This is a genomic window from Mesorhizobium sp. DCY119 (genome assembly GCF_003590645.1).
Lineage (GTDB): Bacteria > Pseudomonadota > Alphaproteobacteria > Rhizobiales > Rhizobiaceae > Mesorhizobium_M.
The window spans coordinates 3,364,757-3,379,734 of sequence record NZ_CP031834.1; the positions used below are offsets into that span (position 1 = coordinate 3,364,757).

General features: G+C 62.5%; 13 protein-coding genes. 7 read left to right on the forward strand and 6 right to left on the reverse strand.

All coding sequences use genetic code 11. The features are described from left to right. Positions 1–4: 4 nt before the first annotated feature. The gene (locus tag DZG07_RS16340) at positions 5–1,210 is read right to left on the reverse strand and encodes an acyl-CoA dehydrogenase (RefSeq protein ID WP_091912028.1); all 1,206 of its coding nucleotides are present in this window, start codon (positions 1,208–1,210) and stop codon (positions 5–7) included. Between the two features lie 243 nt (positions 1,211–1,453). Here DZG07_RS16340 and DZG07_RS16345 point away from each other — a divergent pair, with 243 nt between their 5' ends. Further along, a complete protein-coding gene (locus DZG07_RS16345) occupies positions 1,454–3,529 on the forward strand; it encodes an EAL domain-containing protein (protein ID WP_091912030.1) in 2,076 nt (691 codons plus the stop codon). A gap of 19 nt (positions 3,530–3,548) precedes the next feature. Here the strand turns inward: DZG07_RS16345 and DZG07_RS16350 are convergent, their stop codons facing one another. Next, entirely contained in the window at positions 3,549–4,409 is an 861-nt protein-coding gene (locus DZG07_RS16350) for a DMT family transporter (protein ID WP_119818708.1), read from the reverse strand. A gap of 105 nt (positions 4,410–4,514) precedes the next feature. Here DZG07_RS16350 and DZG07_RS16355 point away from each other — a divergent pair, with 105 nt between their 5' ends. Further along, positions 4,515–5,915, forward strand: a complete 1,401-nt coding sequence (locus DZG07_RS16355) for a PLP-dependent aminotransferase family protein (RefSeq protein ID WP_119818711.1) — start codon at positions 4,515–4,517, stop codon at positions 5,913–5,915. Positions 5,916–5,922: 7 nt separating this feature from the next. Here DZG07_RS16355 and DZG07_RS16360 read toward each other — a convergent pair whose 3' ends face one another. Then, positions 5,923–6,390, reverse strand: a complete 468-nt coding sequence (locus tag DZG07_RS16360; protein ID WP_348626384.1) for a MarR family transcriptional regulator — start codon at positions 6,388–6,390, stop codon at positions 5,923–5,925. Positions 6,391–6,470: 80 nt separating this feature from the next. Between DZG07_RS16360 and DZG07_RS16365 the strand changes: the two genes are divergently transcribed. The 3 genes from DZG07_RS16365 (at position 6,471) to DZG07_RS16375 (ending at position 8,161) form a co-directional block, all read left to right on the forward strand. Beyond that, positions 6,471–6,878 carry a hypothetical protein gene (locus DZG07_RS16365; RefSeq protein ID WP_119821803.1) on the forward strand — a complete coding sequence of 136 codons (408 nt, stop codon included), beginning with the start codon at positions 6,471–6,473 and terminating at the stop codon, positions 6,876–6,878. 31 nt (positions 6,879–6,909) lie between these two features. Next, positions 6,910–7,254 (forward strand): antibiotic biosynthesis monooxygenase, encoded by a 345-nt coding sequence (locus DZG07_RS16370; RefSeq protein ID WP_119818714.1) that lies wholly within the window; start codon positions 6,910–6,912, stop codon positions 7,252–7,254. 181 nt (positions 7,255–7,435) lie between these two features. Then, the gene (locus DZG07_RS16375) at positions 7,436–8,161 is read left to right on the forward strand and encodes a DUF2270 domain-containing protein (RefSeq protein WP_119818717.1); all 726 of its coding nucleotides are present in this window, start codon (positions 7,436–7,438) and stop codon (positions 8,159–8,161) included. A 6-nt stretch (positions 8,162–8,167) separates the two neighbouring features. On the opposite strand, the gene DZG07_RS16380 is transcribed toward DZG07_RS16375, so the two are convergent. Continuing rightward, complete coding sequence (locus tag DZG07_RS16380) at positions 8,168–10,213, reverse strand: NADH:flavin oxidoreductase (RefSeq protein ID WP_119818720.1); 2,046 nt, start codon at positions 10,211–10,213, stop codon at positions 8,168–8,170. 53 nt (positions 10,214–10,266) lie between these two features. On the opposite strand from DZG07_RS16380, the gene queF reads away from it, so the two are divergent. After that, the gene (queF, locus tag DZG07_RS16385) at positions 10,267–10,728 is read left to right on the forward strand and encodes a preQ(1) synthase (RefSeq protein WP_119821805.1); all 462 of its coding nucleotides are present in this window, start codon (positions 10,267–10,269) and stop codon (positions 10,726–10,728) included. Positions 10,729–10,751: 23 nt separating this feature from the next. On the opposite strand, the gene DZG07_RS16390 is transcribed toward queF, so the two are convergent. Beyond that, positions 10,752–11,225 carry a hypothetical protein gene (locus DZG07_RS16390; RefSeq protein ID WP_119920278.1) on the reverse strand — a complete coding sequence of 158 codons (474 nt, stop codon included), beginning with the start codon at positions 11,223–11,225 and terminating at the stop codon, positions 10,752–10,754. After that, the gene (locus DZG07_RS16395; RefSeq protein WP_119818726.1) at positions 11,222–12,781 is read right to left on the reverse strand and encodes a trimethylamine methyltransferase family protein; all 1,560 of its coding nucleotides are present in this window, start codon (positions 12,779–12,781) and stop codon (positions 11,222–11,224) included. The genes DZG07_RS16390 and DZG07_RS16395 overlap by 4 nt, the downstream gene beginning before the upstream one ends. A gap of 133 nt (positions 12,782–12,914) precedes the next feature. Between DZG07_RS16395 and mutL the strand changes: the two genes are divergently transcribed. Continuing rightward, complete coding sequence (mutL, locus tag DZG07_RS16400; protein WP_119821807.1) at positions 12,915–14,759, forward strand: DNA mismatch repair endonuclease MutL; 1,845 nt, start codon at positions 12,915–12,917, stop codon at positions 14,757–14,759. Positions 14,760–14,978: the final 219 nt, after the last annotated feature.

A 14,978-nucleotide genomic window follows, 5' to 3' on the forward strand; every position in this document is an offset into this window, starting at 1 on the left:
TTTCTCAGAAGAACGCCTGAAGTCCCGTCTGCGCCCGCCCGAGGATCAGCGCGTGGACGTCATGCGTGCCCTCATAGGTGTTGACCGTCTCCAGGTTCTGCGCGTGGCGCATGACATGATAGCCGATCTGGATGCCGTTGCCGCCGTGCATGTCGCGGGCCTGCCGAGCAATGTCCAGCGCCTTGCCGCAATTGTTGCGCTTGACGATCGAGATCATCTCCGGTGCAAACTTATGCTCGTCCATCAAGCGGCCGACGCGCAACGAGCCCTGAAGGCCGAGCGCGATTTCGGTCTGCATGTCGGCCAGCTTCTTCTGGAAAAGCTGCGTCTGCGCCAGCGGCTTGCCGAACTGCTTGCGGTCAAGGCCATACTGGCGCGCGCGGTGCCAGCAATCCTCGGCGGCACCCATCGCGCCCCAGGAAATGCCGTAGCGGGCGCGGTTGAGGCAGCCGAACGGACCTTTCAGGCCCGACACATTCGGCAAAAGCGCATCTTCGCCGACTTCGACATTTTCCATGACGATTTCGCCGGTGATCGAGGCGCGCAGCGACAGCTTGCCGTCGATCTTGGGCGCTGAAAGGCCCTTCATGCCCTTCTCAAGCACAAAGCCGCGGATCTGGTTGTCATGGGCCGCCGACTTCGCCCAGACGACGAACACGTCGGCGATGGGGGCGTTGGAAATCCACATCTTCGAGCCGGAAATCCTGTAGCCGTTGGCCGTCTTCTCAGCGCGGGTCTTCATGCCGCCCGGATCGGAGCCGGCATCCGGCTCGGTCAGGCCGAAACAGCCGATCCACTCGCCCGAAGCGAGTTTGGGCAGAAACTTCTTGCGCTGCTCCTCCGAGCCGTAGGCATGGATCGGAAACATGACCAGGGACGATTGCACGCTCATCATCGAGCGATAGCCGGAATCGACGCGCTCGACCTCGCGGGCAACCAGCCCGTAGGTGACATAGCCGGCGCCGAGGCCGCCATATTCTTCCGGGATGGTGATGCCGAGCAGGCCCGCATCACCCATTTCGCGGAAAATCGCCGGATCGGTTTTTTCGTCGAGATAGGCTTCCTCGATGCGGGGCGCGAGTTTGTCGGCGGCAAAGGCTGCTGCCGCATCGCGGATCATGCGTTCGTCCTCCGAAAGCTGATCCTCCAGAAGGAACGGATCGTTCCAAACGAAGGAGGCCGCGCTCCCCACCTTTTTTTCGACGTTCATGGCGTTTCCCAGATTTATTTGAAGCTTGAAATATTACTCTACCGCAGATCGCTTGCAAGGGCAAAAACTTTTGGTTCCCACACCTATCAAATGCGATCGCCGATCGCAAAAACTCTCTGTGCGCCCCCGTATTTTGTGTGAATAAACGAAAACTTTCACAAAGGCTTGTCCTGTCGTTAACTTTTTTGTGCGGATGATCCCACCGCACAACTGACATCGCGGGTTTAAGGGGCCATCCGGGACATGTCGCAGCCGCAGATCAATGCCGGTTCTGACCGGCTTATCCTGCTTATCAAGGGCGCATACTGGGTCGCGTTGATCATTATCGCGGCGATGGCGACGGCGTCGTTCATCATGCTGCAGCAGATGATGGCCGCCCAGGTGCGCGACCAGAGCCTGTTGATACTCGCAAACACCCAGAAAGCCCTCTCCCAACGCGTCGTTTTCCTTGCAAGCGCGGTCAACAGTGCCGCGCGCGAACAGCAGCCCGCGCTGGTCAAGGCACTGAGGGAGGCAACGACCGAATTCGAGCAGAATTACGATCTCCTTCTCGAGCGGACGGGCGCAAGCGCTGTATCCGAAGCACGCCTGGACCCCAACACGATCGAAAGCGTGCTGTTTGCCAAACCTCATCATCTCGATTTCTTTTCGGTCGGGCTTGCCGCCAATGGCTGGCGCTTCATCTCGGCCTTCGAATCCCAGCTCGGCATGGGCGGCGGTGTCGTTCAATACAAGCTGGACACCGGGCGCGCCTCGCTGGACGAGACGGTGGCAAGCGCGACACTGGCCGGCTACAGCGCGCTTGGCGACCGCATCGAAGCCTTCGCCAACCAGCGCCTCACCAGCCTGCTCGATCTCCATCGCATGCTGTACTACGCAATCATCGGCGTAATCATCATGGTGGCGCTGTTCATCTTCCAGCCGATGTCGAACATGATCCGCCGCAGGACGCTTGAGCTCGTCGATGCGCGCAACTCCATGGCCTTCATAGCCGTGCACGATGGATTGACCGGCCTGCACAATCGCACATTCCTGACGGATCATTTCGACGCACTGATCAAAGGTGCGCATAGGCGCAGCGAGCGTCTGGCCGTGATTCAGCTCGATCTCGACCGCTTCAAGCAGATCAACGATACGCTTGGCCATGCCGCCGGCGACTATGTTCTGGTGGTCACGGCGCAGCGGATGCGCGATTCCTGCCGCGCTTCGGATCTCTGCGCGCGCCTTGGCGGCGATGAATTCGTGATGCTGCTGAACGGCGCCGGCACCACGGAAGACATCCACATGGTTGCCCGGCGCATCCTCGATCGCATCAACGATCCGATCGTCTACCAGGGCAAGCTGATCAATCCGGGCGCCAGCGCCGGCATCGCCGTCTATCCGGTCGACGCCGACAATGCCGAAGACCTGATCGTGCATGCCGACCTTGCGCTCTATTCGGCCAAGAAGCTCGGCGGCGGCGGCGTTTCCTTCTTCTCGGAGGAGCTGCGGCACGAACTGGAACACCGCCGTCTGCTCGAAAGCGATCTGAAGCAGGCAATTGCCGACGAATCCTTCAACGTGTTCTTCCAGCCGCAAATATCGATGTCCAAGAACAACATCACCGGCATCGAAGCCCTGGTGCGATGGAAGCACCCGGAACGCGGCATGGTTTCGCCGGGCGAGTTCATTCCGGCGGCGGAAAAATCAGGACTGATGGTAGCCATCGGGCGCATCGTCATCACCAAGGCCATTCACGCGGCAGCCGAGTGGCATCGCGATGGCATCGATTTCGGCCGCCTCGCCGTCAATGTGTCCGGGGCCGAATTGCGCGAAATCGACTTCGACGCCTTCCTGTTCGAGACTCTGGAAAAAGCCGGCCTGCCGGCAGACAAGCTGTCGCTGGAAATCGTCGAATCCGTCATCCTCGACGACGAACAGACCGGCATAGCGGCCAAGCTGCGCCATATCCGCTCCGCCGGCGTTCATCTCGAACTGGACGATTTCGGCACCGGCTACGCTTCGCTCAGCCACGTCAATCCGAACGAGATCGACCGGCTGAAGATCGATCGCCGCTTCGTCCAGAACATCGACGCGAACGGCGACAACTCCAAGATCGTGCGCGCCATTACCGAACTCGCCCGCGGGCTCGGCATCTCGATCATCGCAGAGGGCGCGGAGACGGACGAAGAGTTGAAATCGCTTCTGTCCGTCGGCTGCGACCAGGTTCAGGGCTATTCCATCGCCTTCCCCATGCCGGACGAGACGGCGCGCGAATGGATGATCGCGCGCGGCGCCAGGAAGCCGAAACTGACGGTTCTGCAGGGAAACAGGGCGTAGCCTTCCCTCCCCAACTGCATCAGGCGAAGCGTTTCGCTCCCGCCACGCACAGCACGACCGCGCCGGTGACCGCAATCATCGACCAGCCGACCGTCTCGTGCAGCAAGGTCGCGGCAAGAACCAGCCCGAAGAACGGCTGAAGCAACTGCAACTGCCCGACCGCCGCGATGCCGCCAAGCGCCAGGCCGCGATACCAGAAGACGAAGCCGACCAGCATGCTGAACACCGATACGTAGCCCAGCCCGAGCCAGGCATGCGGACCGACGCCGGCCCACGATCCAGGCAATGTGAAGACCGCCAGCGGAACCATGATCGGCAGCGACAGCACCAGCGCCCATGAAATTACCTGCCAGCCGCCGAGCCTGCGCGACAGTTTTGCGCCCTCAGCATAGCCCAGACCGCAGAGGACAATGGCGGCGAGCATCAGAAGATCGCCGACCGGCGAGGCATCGACGCCCTGCATCAGCGCAAAGCCGGCAACCAGCGCGCTGCCGATGCAGGAGAACAGCCAGAAGGCCGGTTTCGGCCGCTCGCCGCCGCGTAGAACCCCGAAGACAGCAGTAGCCAGCGGCAACAGGCCGACGAAGACGATGGAATGGGCCGACGTTACATATTGGAGCGCAAGCGCCGTCAGCAACGGAAATCCAACCACCACGCCGAGCGCCACGACCACCAGCGAAACGAGGTCGGCGCGCGCGGGCCGCTTTTCGCGGAAGATGAGGAGGAAGGCGAGCGCAAGGACAGCCGCGATCGTCGCCCGCGCAACGGTCAGGAACACCGGATCGAAATCCGCCACCGCCGCACGCGTGGCCGGCAGCGAGCCGCTGAAAATCAGCACGCCGACAAACCCGTTGATCCAGCCGCTCGTGACCCTGTCCATTTCGCCTGCTCCGTTTGCAGGCGGGTATCGTTCGCAGCCGCTGGTATTTCCAGAGACAGGGCAGTACAATATTTACAAACTGTACTGATGACGGAGCCAGCACAGATGACTGTCCATAATCTACCGACAGAGCAAGGCGGCACGCTTGTCGAGCGTGTCATGCAAGCAATCCGCAAGCGGATCGCCGGCCGTTCGCTGGCCCCAGGGGCGAAGCTTCCCTCCATCCGCGGCTTCGCCGAGACCATGCAGGTTTCGAAATCAACGGTGGTCGAAGCCTATGATCGGCTCAGCGCCGAGGGCATTATCCAGTCGCGGCGCGGCGCGGGCTTTTACGTTGCGGGCCACCCGATACCGCTGTCGCTCGCCGAAATCGGCCCGCGGCTCGACCGCGCCGTCGACCCGCTCTGGGTGTCGCGCCAGTCACTGGAGGCCGGCGACCATGTTCTCAAGCCGGGCTGCGGCTGGTTGCCCGCTTCATGGATGCCCGATGCCGGCATTCGCCGCGCGCTTCGCACCCTCGCCCGCGCAGATCAGGCAACGCTCACCGACTACGGAACGCCGCTTGGCCTGCCGGGGCTGCGCCAGCTTCTGTCGCGTCGGCTGGCCGCGCACGGCATTGAAGCACCGGCCGGCCAGATCATGCTGACGGAATCGGGAACCCAGGCGATCGATCTCATCTGCCGCTTCCTGCTCGAGCCCGGCGACACGGTGCTGGTCGACGATCCCTGCTATTTCAATTTTCACGCCATGCTGCGCGCGCATCGCGCGAAGGTCGTCAGCGTGCCCTACAGGCCGAACGGGCCGGACATCGACCTGTTCGCGCAGGCGCTGAGCGAGCATCGCCCGCGGCTCTACATCACCAATTCCGCGATCCACAACCCGACCGGCGCGGTCCTGTCACCGGTCACGGCCCACCGCCTGCTCAAGCTTACCGACCTCCATGACCTCACCATCATCGAGGACGACATTTTCGCCGACTTCGAGCGGGAACCCGCGCCCAGGCTTGCCGCATTCGACGGGCTGCAGCGCGTCATCCATATCGGCAGCTTCTCCAAGACTTTGTCGGCCGCGGTGCGCTGCGGCTTTATCGCTGCACGCGGCGACTGGATCGACGGGCTGGCGGACCTGAAAATCGCAACCACCTTCGGCGGAGCGCCTTTCTCGGCCGAGCTTGTTTTCAACATGCTTCGAGATGGAAGCTACAGGAAGCATCTCGACGCGCTGCGTGAGCGCCTTGCCCGTGCCATGGGCGAAACCACGCTGCGCCTGAAAGCGCTCGGCCTGACACCGTGGATCGAGCCGCGTGCCGGCATGTTGCTTTGGTGCAGCCTGCCGGAGGGTCTCGATGCCGCCGAAATTGCGAAGCGCGCGCTGGCCGACAATGTCGTGCTCGCGCCCGGCAACGCTTTCAGCCTGTCGCAATCTGCCCAGGGCTTCCTGCGCTTCAACGTTTCGCAATGTCAGGATCAGCGCGTCTTTTCGGTGCTTGAGAAGGCGATGGGCTGACCGGGGATCAAACCCGCTCGCCGACATTAGCGCCCAGCTTTGCCAGCGCCTGTTCCAAAGCAGCGATCTCGTCATCCGAGAAACCGGCGCGCAGCTTCTTGTCGAAAGCTACCGCCGCGTCGCGCAGGCGCAGGAACGTGGCCTCACCCGCAGCCGTCAGTTCCACGAGATGAACCCGCCGGTTGACGGGATCGCGGCGGCGCGTGAGCAGCCCGTCCGTTTCCATCCCGTTCAGATGATGCGTCAGCGTCGCGCCCTGAATGCCAATTGCCGCGGCAAGTTCGCGCTGGTTGGCGCTCTTGTGCGTCTTCATGGTCAGCAAGGTCAGCCAGACCGGCAGGCTGCCCCCAACCTCCCCCAGCGCCTCGTCAAAAGCACGGCTCGCCTGACGCGATATCCGATGAAGCGTGAGACCAATGGGAGGGCGAAAGGGCGAAGGCATGAGCCGACGATAGCATGAATTTTCCTGAAGCATAATGATTGACTTCTAATCGTTCGATATCTATCTATTTATGAAATCTGGTGGTGCGCGGGGAACGAAACGAGGAGTTCGTCATGCAATACGTCTACATCGTCACCCTCGGCCTGCATGTCATGGCCGGCGTCTTCTGGGCCGGCACGACATACACGCTCGCTCGCGATCCCGAGATCAGGGTGGAAAGGTTCTTCGGCCCGCAAATGGGAGCGGCGGCTGTCGCCATGCTGAGCGGAGCATTGCTCTGGTATTTCTTCCACGGCGCCTATTTCGGCTCGATGGAACAGGTTCTGGCGCTTGGCATCGTCGCCGCCCTCTCCGCCGCCGGCGTGCTCGGCATCATGGTCGCCCCTGCCCGCCGCAAGCTCGCAGGCGTCAACGGCGAAGATGAAGCAGCACTTCGCGACCGAATGGCCAAGGGCGAGCGCATCGCGGCGCGGCTACTCGTGCTTACCGTCATCTGCATGGCGATCGCGCGGCTGTTTTGAATTCTTCCAACAATTCAAAAAGGAAAATCAAATGATTGAAGACAGAAGTTCCCTTGAGCGCAGACCGTTCTATCGCGTCGACAAGTTTGCGGTTCCGGAGGCAGGTCGCGACGAGTTCCTCGCCAAGGTGGCGGCAACGCACGCTTTGCTGCGAAAGCAGGAGGGTTTCGTAAACGACATCATCCTGGAACAGCAGTCCGGTCCAGGCGAGTTCAACTTCGTGACGATGGTTGAATGGGAGACGCCGGATGTCATCGAGCGTGTGACCGCCGCCGTGGCGAAGTTCCATGCCAAGACCGGCTTCGACCGCCACGAAATGATGTCCCGGCTCGGAATCCGCGCTGACATCGCCAATTACAAGCGCTTGGAAATTTAGAGCATGATCCCGAAAAGTTGCAGACTTTTCAGACAAGATCATGCTTCAAAATAATATCCTGGAGTGAGATGACAATTCTAGGAAACGTCATCTCGCTCTAGGCTTTTCGACGTTTCGCCCGGACGCAACGAACGGACTGGCGTATACTCCCACGGTGCGGCTTTGCCTGTGGGAGGAGACCATGGAAAGCGTCAAGCAACAGCAACTGAGCGAGGAGTTCATCAGCGGGTTCGCCGTTCCGCCAATGCCGGTCACCTCGACCGAATTCATCACCGTTCTCGCCCACTATCACCGCGCCGAAATCGCCCGGATGGCCGGCTGGCGCGACCGCATCGACCGCACCAGCAACTGGGCCATCACTGCCGCCGCCGCGATGCTTTCGCTTTCGCTGTCGACTTCGGCCTCGCACCATGGCGTGCTGCTTTTCGCCATGCTGCTCATGCTTCTGCTGCTGGTCATTGAGGCGCGGCGCTACCGCTTCTTCGACGTGTACCGAAACCGCGTCCGCCTGATCGAACGCAACTATTTCGCGCCGCTGTTCAGTGGCTCGGGCTCGATCGACAATGACTGGGCAAAGATACTGGGCAGCGACCTGCGCGAGCCGAAATTCCTGCTGAGCCTCAACGCGGCCGTCTCACGTCGACTGCAGAGAAACTACTCGTGGATGTTCCTGCTTCTGCTGCTGGCGTGGATCCTGAAGATTTCCTCGCCGAAACTGCAGGATTTCGGCATCAGCCACGATACGGCGACGTCGCTGGGAGAAATCGTGCGCAATGCCGCTTTGGGGCCCATCCCCGGCTGGATCATCATTGCGCTCGTCGCGGCGTTCTATGCCTGGATCGCCTATGCCAGCCTGCGCCCGACAGTTCGCCCCGGCGAGCTGTCGCACGGTACGGTGCATGTCTGACGGCACTCAAATCCGCATGGTAAAGCGAATGCCGTCATAGATTGCCGCGTGGATGTTTCTCGCCGCGACTGCATCGCCAATCCGGAACAGCGTGAACCCCCTCTTAGGGTGTGTGTTCGGAAAGATATCACCGCCGCTGACCAGACGCTCATAGTCGACGGCACCGCCATTCTTCGACAGCGGTTTCAGCGCCAGATAGAGATCGTCGATGGGCAATGTGCCGTGCTCGACCACGACCTGATCGACCCGCCGCTCCTCGCGCCAGCCTTCGGCAAAATCCGAACCAAGGGTCGCAACCAGCTGATTTCCCTCACGCCGCACCGCGACCAGCCGCGTGTTGATGGTGATCCTGACACCCTTCTCCTGAAAGGCGCGCATGTAAGGCACATGGTTCATGCCGCCCATTTCCGGCGCGAAGAAGCGCTCGGGCGAAACGAGTTCCAGCCTCGCACCGGCATTGGCGATCAGTTCGGCCGCCGTCATGCCCTGATGGCCGCCATTCTCGTCATAGACCAGCACGTTTTCGGCCGGCTTGACCGCGCCGGCGATGATGTCCCAGCTCGATGTGACCAGATTATCGCCTGCCTCCAGCGGAGGGTTCTGCGGCAGGCCGCCGGTGGCGATGACCACCGCGTCCGGCTTCAGCGCCAGCACATCGTCGGCTTCCGCCCATGTGTCGTAGCGGATTTCGACGCCAAGCCGCTCCAGCTCGGCCAGCCGCCAGTCGACGATACCGATAAGTTCCTTGCGGCGCGGGTTTTGGGCGGCGAGCCGCACCTGCCCGCCGGCCTGACCTGACGCCTCCAGCACCGTAACCTTGTGGCCGCGCTCGGCGGCGACCCGCGCCGCCTCCAGTCCCGCAGCACCCGCGCCGATGACAATGATGGCCTTGCGCGGTCCATCTGCCTTCTGGATGACATGTGGAATGGTCGCCTCGCGCCCGGTCGCGGCATTGTGGATGCACAGCGCCTCGCCGCCTTCATAAATGCGGTCGAGGCAGTAGGTGGCGCCGACGCAGGGGCGGATTTCGTGCTCGCGGCCTTCCATCACCTTCTTGATGATATGCGGGTCGGCAATGTGCGCGCGCGTCATGCCGACCATGTCGAGCTTGCCCTCGGCAATCGCGTGGCGTGCGGTTGCGACATCCGATATGCGCGCGGCATGGAATACGGGAAACTTCGTCGCCGCCCTCACCTCGCCGGCAAAATCCAGATGCGGCGAGGCTCGCATGCCCTGGATCGGGATGACGCCGGTGAGTGCTGCATCCGTCTCGATATGGCCGCGGATGATGTTGAGGAAATCGAACTTCCCCGACGCCGCCAGCCGGCGCGCGATCTCGACGCCTTCGTCCTTCGATAGCCCCTTCTCAAAATCCTCGTCCGCAACCATGCGGATGCCGACGATGAACTTCTCGCCGACCGCCTTGCGCACCGCGTCGATAACCCGCCAGGTGAAGCGCAGCCGGTTGTCGAGCGAGCCGCCATAATCGTCGTCGCGATGGTTGGTCGCAGGCGACCAGAACCCGTCCATCAAATGGCCGTAGGCTTCGAACTCGATGCCGTCGAGCCCGGCCGCCTGCATCCTCTGCGCCGCAGAGGCGTAGTCGGCGACGATGCGGTCCAGATCCCAGTCCTCGGCGATCTTGGGAAAGGAACGATGCGCCGGCTCCCGCACCGGCGAGGCCGAGAGCACCGGCAGCCAGTCGGCCTTGTTCCAACCCGTGCGACGGCCGAGATGGGTGATCTGGATCATCACCTTGCAGTCATGCTCATGGCAGGAATCGACCAGCTCGCGCATCCACGGCACGATCTCGTCGCGGTAAGCCTGGAGATTGCCGAAGGCGGCCGGGCTGTCGCGCGACACGATTGCCGAGCCCGCCGTCATCGTCAGCGCCATGCCGCCCTTGGCCTTTTCGGCGTGATATAGCCGGTAGCGCTCCTTGGGTAGACCGTCATCCGAATAGGCCGGCTCATGGCTGGTCGACATGACGCGGTTCTTCAGCGTCAGGTGCTTGAGCTGGTAGGGTTGAAGAAGCGGGTCGTTGCTCGTCATGGCCTTTTTTGTTCCCCAATGTTCTCTATAACGCCGGTCTAAAGGATGAAAAAATGACCATCACCGACAACCTCACCCAGCTCGGCGCGAAAGCCGAAACGCCGACCTCGCCGGAAGCCGCCACCCTGGAGACCGTGCCCTTCACGCGCGGCGACGGCGCGCCGGCGATCGTGCGCTTCACCTGCCCGGAATTCACCTCGCTCTGTCCGGTCACCGGCCAGCCCGATTTCGCCCATATCGTCATCGACTATGCCCCGGACGCAGCACTCGTCGAATCGAAATCGCTGAAGCTTTTCCTGACATCCTTCCGCAATCACGGCGCTTTCCACGAAGACTGCACGGTGATGATCGGCCGGCGTGTGGTGCAAGCGACGAAGCCGCTGTGGCTGCGCATCGCCGGCTACTGGTATCCGCGCGGCGGCATTCCCATCGACGTCTTCTGGCAGACCGGCACCCCGCCCGAAGGCGCCTGGCTGCCCGAAACCGGCGTCGCGCCCTATCGCGGCAGGGGCTGAGCAGGGAACAGCGGCGGTGACATTCATTCGCATTGGTACTGACTGAGCGCCCATTCGTTGGTGACCGACAGGAGGTCGGCGATCTTCCATTGGCCTTCGACCTTTTTCAGTTTCCATTGCATGCGATGCGGCTCCTTCGACGCCATGAAGGCTGCGACCACCACGGCGGTGTCGCCATTCTCGGATTCTGCCAGCTTGAGGCTCTTGTCGAATTCGGCCTTGTCGTAGGCGGCGTTGTCGAGTGCCATGTTGTCGTCCAGGCAGTCGCCCTGCCCCGATGACACCAATCGGTCGCGGGCGTCGAGAACGGATTTTGCCGGATCGACGAAGCGGGCCCGCTCAGCGGGATCCAGTTCGATGCCGATGTGGTCGTAGAACGGTTTCACCGTATCCAGTGCCTCACCGGCGGAAGCGGCTGTCGGTGAGAGCATGGCAAAGGCGGCAATCAAAACCTCGTATTTCATGACGACCTCGGAAGCGGGCATATCGACGGTCAATACCACGCGTCCGCCATCGCGGCTTTTTTCCGGTCCATGAAATCGCGCAACGCTTCGTCTGTGCCTTCATCCAGCGGCGGCGGTTGATATTCGGCCAGCATCTTTTTCCAGCGCTTGTTGGCGCGGATGGCTGCATCCTCCGAGCCCGCTGCCTCCCACTTCTCGAAAGGTTCGTTGTCAGCGACCTCCGTGTCCCAGAATGCCGTCTCGTAGTTCGCCATGGTGTGGCCGCAGCCGAAGAAGTGGCTGCCCGGCCCGACCTCCTGAAAGGCCTCCAGCGCAAGCTGATTGTCGTCCACCTTCACGCCGTCGAGATAGGTGTGCAGCGCGCCGCAAAAATCCATGTCCATGACGAATTTCTCGTAGGACATCGACAGCAGCCCATCGAGGAAGCCGGCCGAATGCAGGATGAAGTTGGCGCCGCAATGAACCGCAGCGAGCATCGACATGGTGCCTTCGTTCATCGCCTGCGCGTCCGGCAGTTTCGAGGTGGTGAAATTGCCGGAACATCTGAGCGGCAGGTTCAGCCGCCGCGCCAGCTGGCCGATCACCATCGAACCAATCGCCGGTTCAGGCGTGCCGAAGGTCGGTGAGCCAGAGCGCAGTGACATGGACGACAGGAAATTGCCGAAAATGACCGGCGCACCCGGCCGCTCAAGCTGGGTCAGCGCGCAGCCGGCCATGGTTTCGGCCAGCGATTGCGCAATCGCGCCGGCATTGGTCACCGGCCCCATGGCGCCGCCGAGGATGAAGGGCACGATGACCGCCGCCTGGTTGGCGCGGGCATAGGCGCGCAGCGCCGTCGTCATGGTCGCGTCCCAGACCAGCGGCGAGTTGACGTTGACATTGCCGAGGATGACGCAGTTCTGATCGACGAAGCTTTCGCCGAAGACAATGCGCGCCATGTCGATCGAGTCTTCGGCGCGGCTTTCCGCGGTCACCGAGCCCATGAAGCCGCGATCGGAATATTTGATGTGGCTGTAGACCATGTCGAGATGGCGCTTGTTGACCGGCACGTCGACCGGCTCGCAGATCGTGCCGCCGGAATGGTGCAGCCAGGGCGAGGACTGCGCCAGCTTCACGAAATTCTGAAAGTCTTCGATCGTGCCGTAGCGGCGGCCCTTGTCGATATCCATGACGAAAGGCGAGCCGTAAGCCGGTGAAAACACCACGCTTTTGCCGCCGATCAGCACCGAGTTTTCCGGGTTGCGCGCGTGCTGGGTGAATTGGGCGGGCGCAGTCTTCAGGATTTCGCGCAGCATGCCCGGCTCGAATTTCACCAGGTCGCCCTCGATCTTCGCGCCGGCCCGCTTCCAGTGGTCGAGAGCTGCGGGATCGTCGCGGAACTCGATGCCGATCTCGGCGAGTATGCGATCGGCCGTCGCCTCTATGCGAAGAAGATTTTCTTCCGACATGATGTCGTAGGTCGGGATGCCACGCAGGATATAGGGCCGGCCGTGCCCCTGCTGGCCATGCGAGCGCAGTTCGCGCCGGGCGACGCGTCCGCCACGTTTGCGCGCAGCGTCGGGCGCTTGCTCGATAACGGTGGGTTCCATGCGGGCCTCCCGATTACGCTACGAGACTACCCCCGGAACAACACCAAAGAAAAGCCAACCTTGCGCCTTTGCATGACGCAAACTGACGGCTTGCCGCTATCGCCGCCGCCTTCGAATCCGCTATATGGATGCCATGCCCATTCGCCAGCTTTCAGAAACGATGATCAACCAGATCGCAGCCGGCGAGGTCATCGAGCGCCCAGCCAGCGTGGTCAAGGAACTGGTCGAGAATGCTCTCGACGCGGGCGCTTCCCGCGTGGAGGTCGTGACCGCCGGCGGCGGGCTGAACCTCATTCGCGTCGGCGACGACGGCTCGGGCATATCGGAGAGCGAGCTGGAGCTTGCCGTCTCGCGGCACTGCACCTCCAAGCTTTCGACCGACATCCATGACATTCGCTCGCTCGGCTTTCGCGGCGAGGCCCTGCCTTCGATCGGCTCGGTGTCGCGGCTGACGATCCGCTCGCGCACGGCTGCCTCCGGCTCGGCTGCCGAGATCGGCATCGAGGGCGGCGACGTTTCCGCCGTGCGACCTGCCGCCGCCAACAAGGGCACTTCGGTCGAGGTCCGCGACCTGTTCTTCGCCACCCCTGCCCGGCTGAAATTCATGAAGGGCGAGCGCGCCGAGACGACCGCGATCAGCGACATCGTCAAGCGCATCGCGATTGCTTTTCCAGCGGTGCGCTTCACGGTCTCCGGGCCGGATCGCACGACGCTGGAGCTGCCGGCCAGCGATGACAGCCCGGACGGGCAGCTCACTCGCATCGCGCAGGTCATGGGCGGGGAGTTTCCCGAGAATTCGATCGCCATCGATGCCGTGCGCGAAAACGTGCGGCTCACCGGCCACGTCTCGATCCCGTCCTATTCGCGCGCCAACGCGCTGCAGCAATATGCCTATGTCAACGGCCGCCCGGTGCGCGACAAGCTGATCGCCTCGGCCATTCGCGGTGCCTATGCCGATGTCCTGCCGCGCGATCGCAACGCGGTGACAGTGCTGTTCCTGACGCTCGACCCGGCAACCGTCGACGTTAATGTCCATCCCGCCAAGGCCGATGTGCGCTTCCGCGACCCCGGGCTGGTGCGCGGGCTGATCGTCGGCTCGATCCGCCAGGCGCTTGCCGATGCCGGCGTGCGCTCCGCAACATCCGGTGCGGCGGCAATGATGGGAGCCTTCCGGCCGGGTGCGTCCGCCTATGCCCATCCTGGTCCGGCAAACGGCCACCGCAGTTTCAATCCGGGCTTCCGCGCAGCAGCCACCACAGGATTCGACGCGGCGCGTTCGCCCTATCGTCCGCTCGACGGCGGTTTTGGCGAAAGTCCGCAATCCGCCTTCGACACCGGCCCGATCGCCAGTGCGGATGCTCGTGCGGGACAGTCGGAGCTGCCGGAGGAGCTGCTTCAGGCGCAGCTGGGTGCCGCGCGCGCGCAGGTGCATGAAAACTACATCGTCGCGCAGACGCAGGATTCGCTGATCATCGTCGACCAGCATGCCGCCCACGAGCGGCTGGTCTATGAGGCGCTGAAGAACGCGCTCCATGCCCGTCCGGTGCCGGCGCAGATGCTGCTTCTGCCCGAAATCGTCGACCTGCCGGAAGACGATGTTTCGCGCCTTGCCGCGCATTCCGATATGCTGCGCCGCTTCGGCCTCGGCGTCGAGCGTTTCGGGCGGGGTGCCATCGCCGTGCGTGAAACGCCGTCGATGCTCGGTGAAACGAATGTCGCCCAGTTGGTGCGCGATCTTGCCGATGAGATCGCCGACAACGACACCACCGAAACCCTGAAAGAGCGCCTCGACAAGATCGCGGCGACCATGGCCTGCCACGGTTCGGTCCGCTCAGGCCGGCGCCTGCGGCCCGAGGAAATGAACGCGCTGCTGCGCCAGATGGAAGCGACGCCGGGCTCCGGCACCTGCAACCACGGCCGCCCGACCTATATCGAGCTGAAGCTTGCCGATATCGAGCGGCTGTTCGGCCGGAAGTAGCGCGTCACGCACCTGTCATCGAAACATGATGAAAACCCGCCATGCAAAGCGGCGGCATATTTGATTCGACCAAATTGTTTTCCGACGGGATTTCGGCGTCCTTCGCGCTGAAAATGGCTTTGTTTGCCCAAGTGAATTGCCCCTCACCCTTACCCATTCCCGGGCGAGCCACGGGTCTCGTCCGTCCTTCGGACCCCCGTGAAAAACGGGGAGAGGGAG

Excerpts from the sequence above, each read along its gene's own strand:
- DZG07_RS16360 (WP_348626384.1), bottom strand. The coding sequence starts at position 6,390 with ATGCTTCAGGAAAATTCATGCTATCGTCGGCTCATGCCTTCGCCCTTT.
- DZG07_RS16380 (WP_119818720.1), bottom strand. The coding sequence starts at position 10,213 with ATGACGAGCAACGACCCGCTTCTTCAACCCTACCAGCTCAAGCACCTG.
- queF (WP_119821805.1), top strand. The coding sequence starts at position 10,267 with ATGACCATCACCGACAACCTCACCCAGCTCGGCGCGAAAGCCGAAACG.
- DZG07_RS16345 (WP_091912030.1), top strand. The coding sequence starts at position 1,454 with ATGTCGCAGCCGCAGATCAATGCCGGTTCTGACCGGCTTATCCTGCTT.
- DZG07_RS16395 (WP_119818726.1), bottom strand. The coding sequence starts at position 12,781 with ATGGAACCCACCGTTATCGAGCAAGCGCCCGACGCTGCGCGCAAACGT.
- DZG07_RS16375 (WP_119818717.1), top strand. The coding sequence starts at position 7,436 with ATGGAAAGCGTCAAGCAACAGCAACTGAGCGAGGAGTTCATCAGCGGG.
- DZG07_RS16370 (WP_119818714.1), top strand. The coding sequence starts at position 6,910 with ATGATTGAAGACAGAAGTTCCCTTGAGCGCAGACCGTTCTATCGCGTC.
- DZG07_RS16365 (WP_119821803.1), top strand. The coding sequence starts at position 6,471 with ATGCAATACGTCTACATCGTCACCCTCGGCCTGCATGTCATGGCCGGC.
- DZG07_RS16350 (WP_119818708.1), bottom strand. The coding sequence starts at position 4,409 with ATGGACAGGGTCACGAGCGGCTGGATCAACGGGTTTGTCGGCGTGCTG.
- DZG07_RS16355 (WP_119818711.1), top strand. The coding sequence starts at position 4,515 with ATGACTGTCCATAATCTACCGACAGAGCAAGGCGGCACGCTTGTCGAG.
- mutL (WP_119821807.1), top strand. The coding sequence starts at position 12,915 with ATGCCCATTCGCCAGCTTTCAGAAACGATGATCAACCAGATCGCAGCC.
- DZG07_RS16340 (WP_091912028.1), bottom strand. The coding sequence starts at position 1,210 with ATGAACGTCGAAAAAAAGGTGGGGAGCGCGGCCTCCTTCGTTTGGAAC.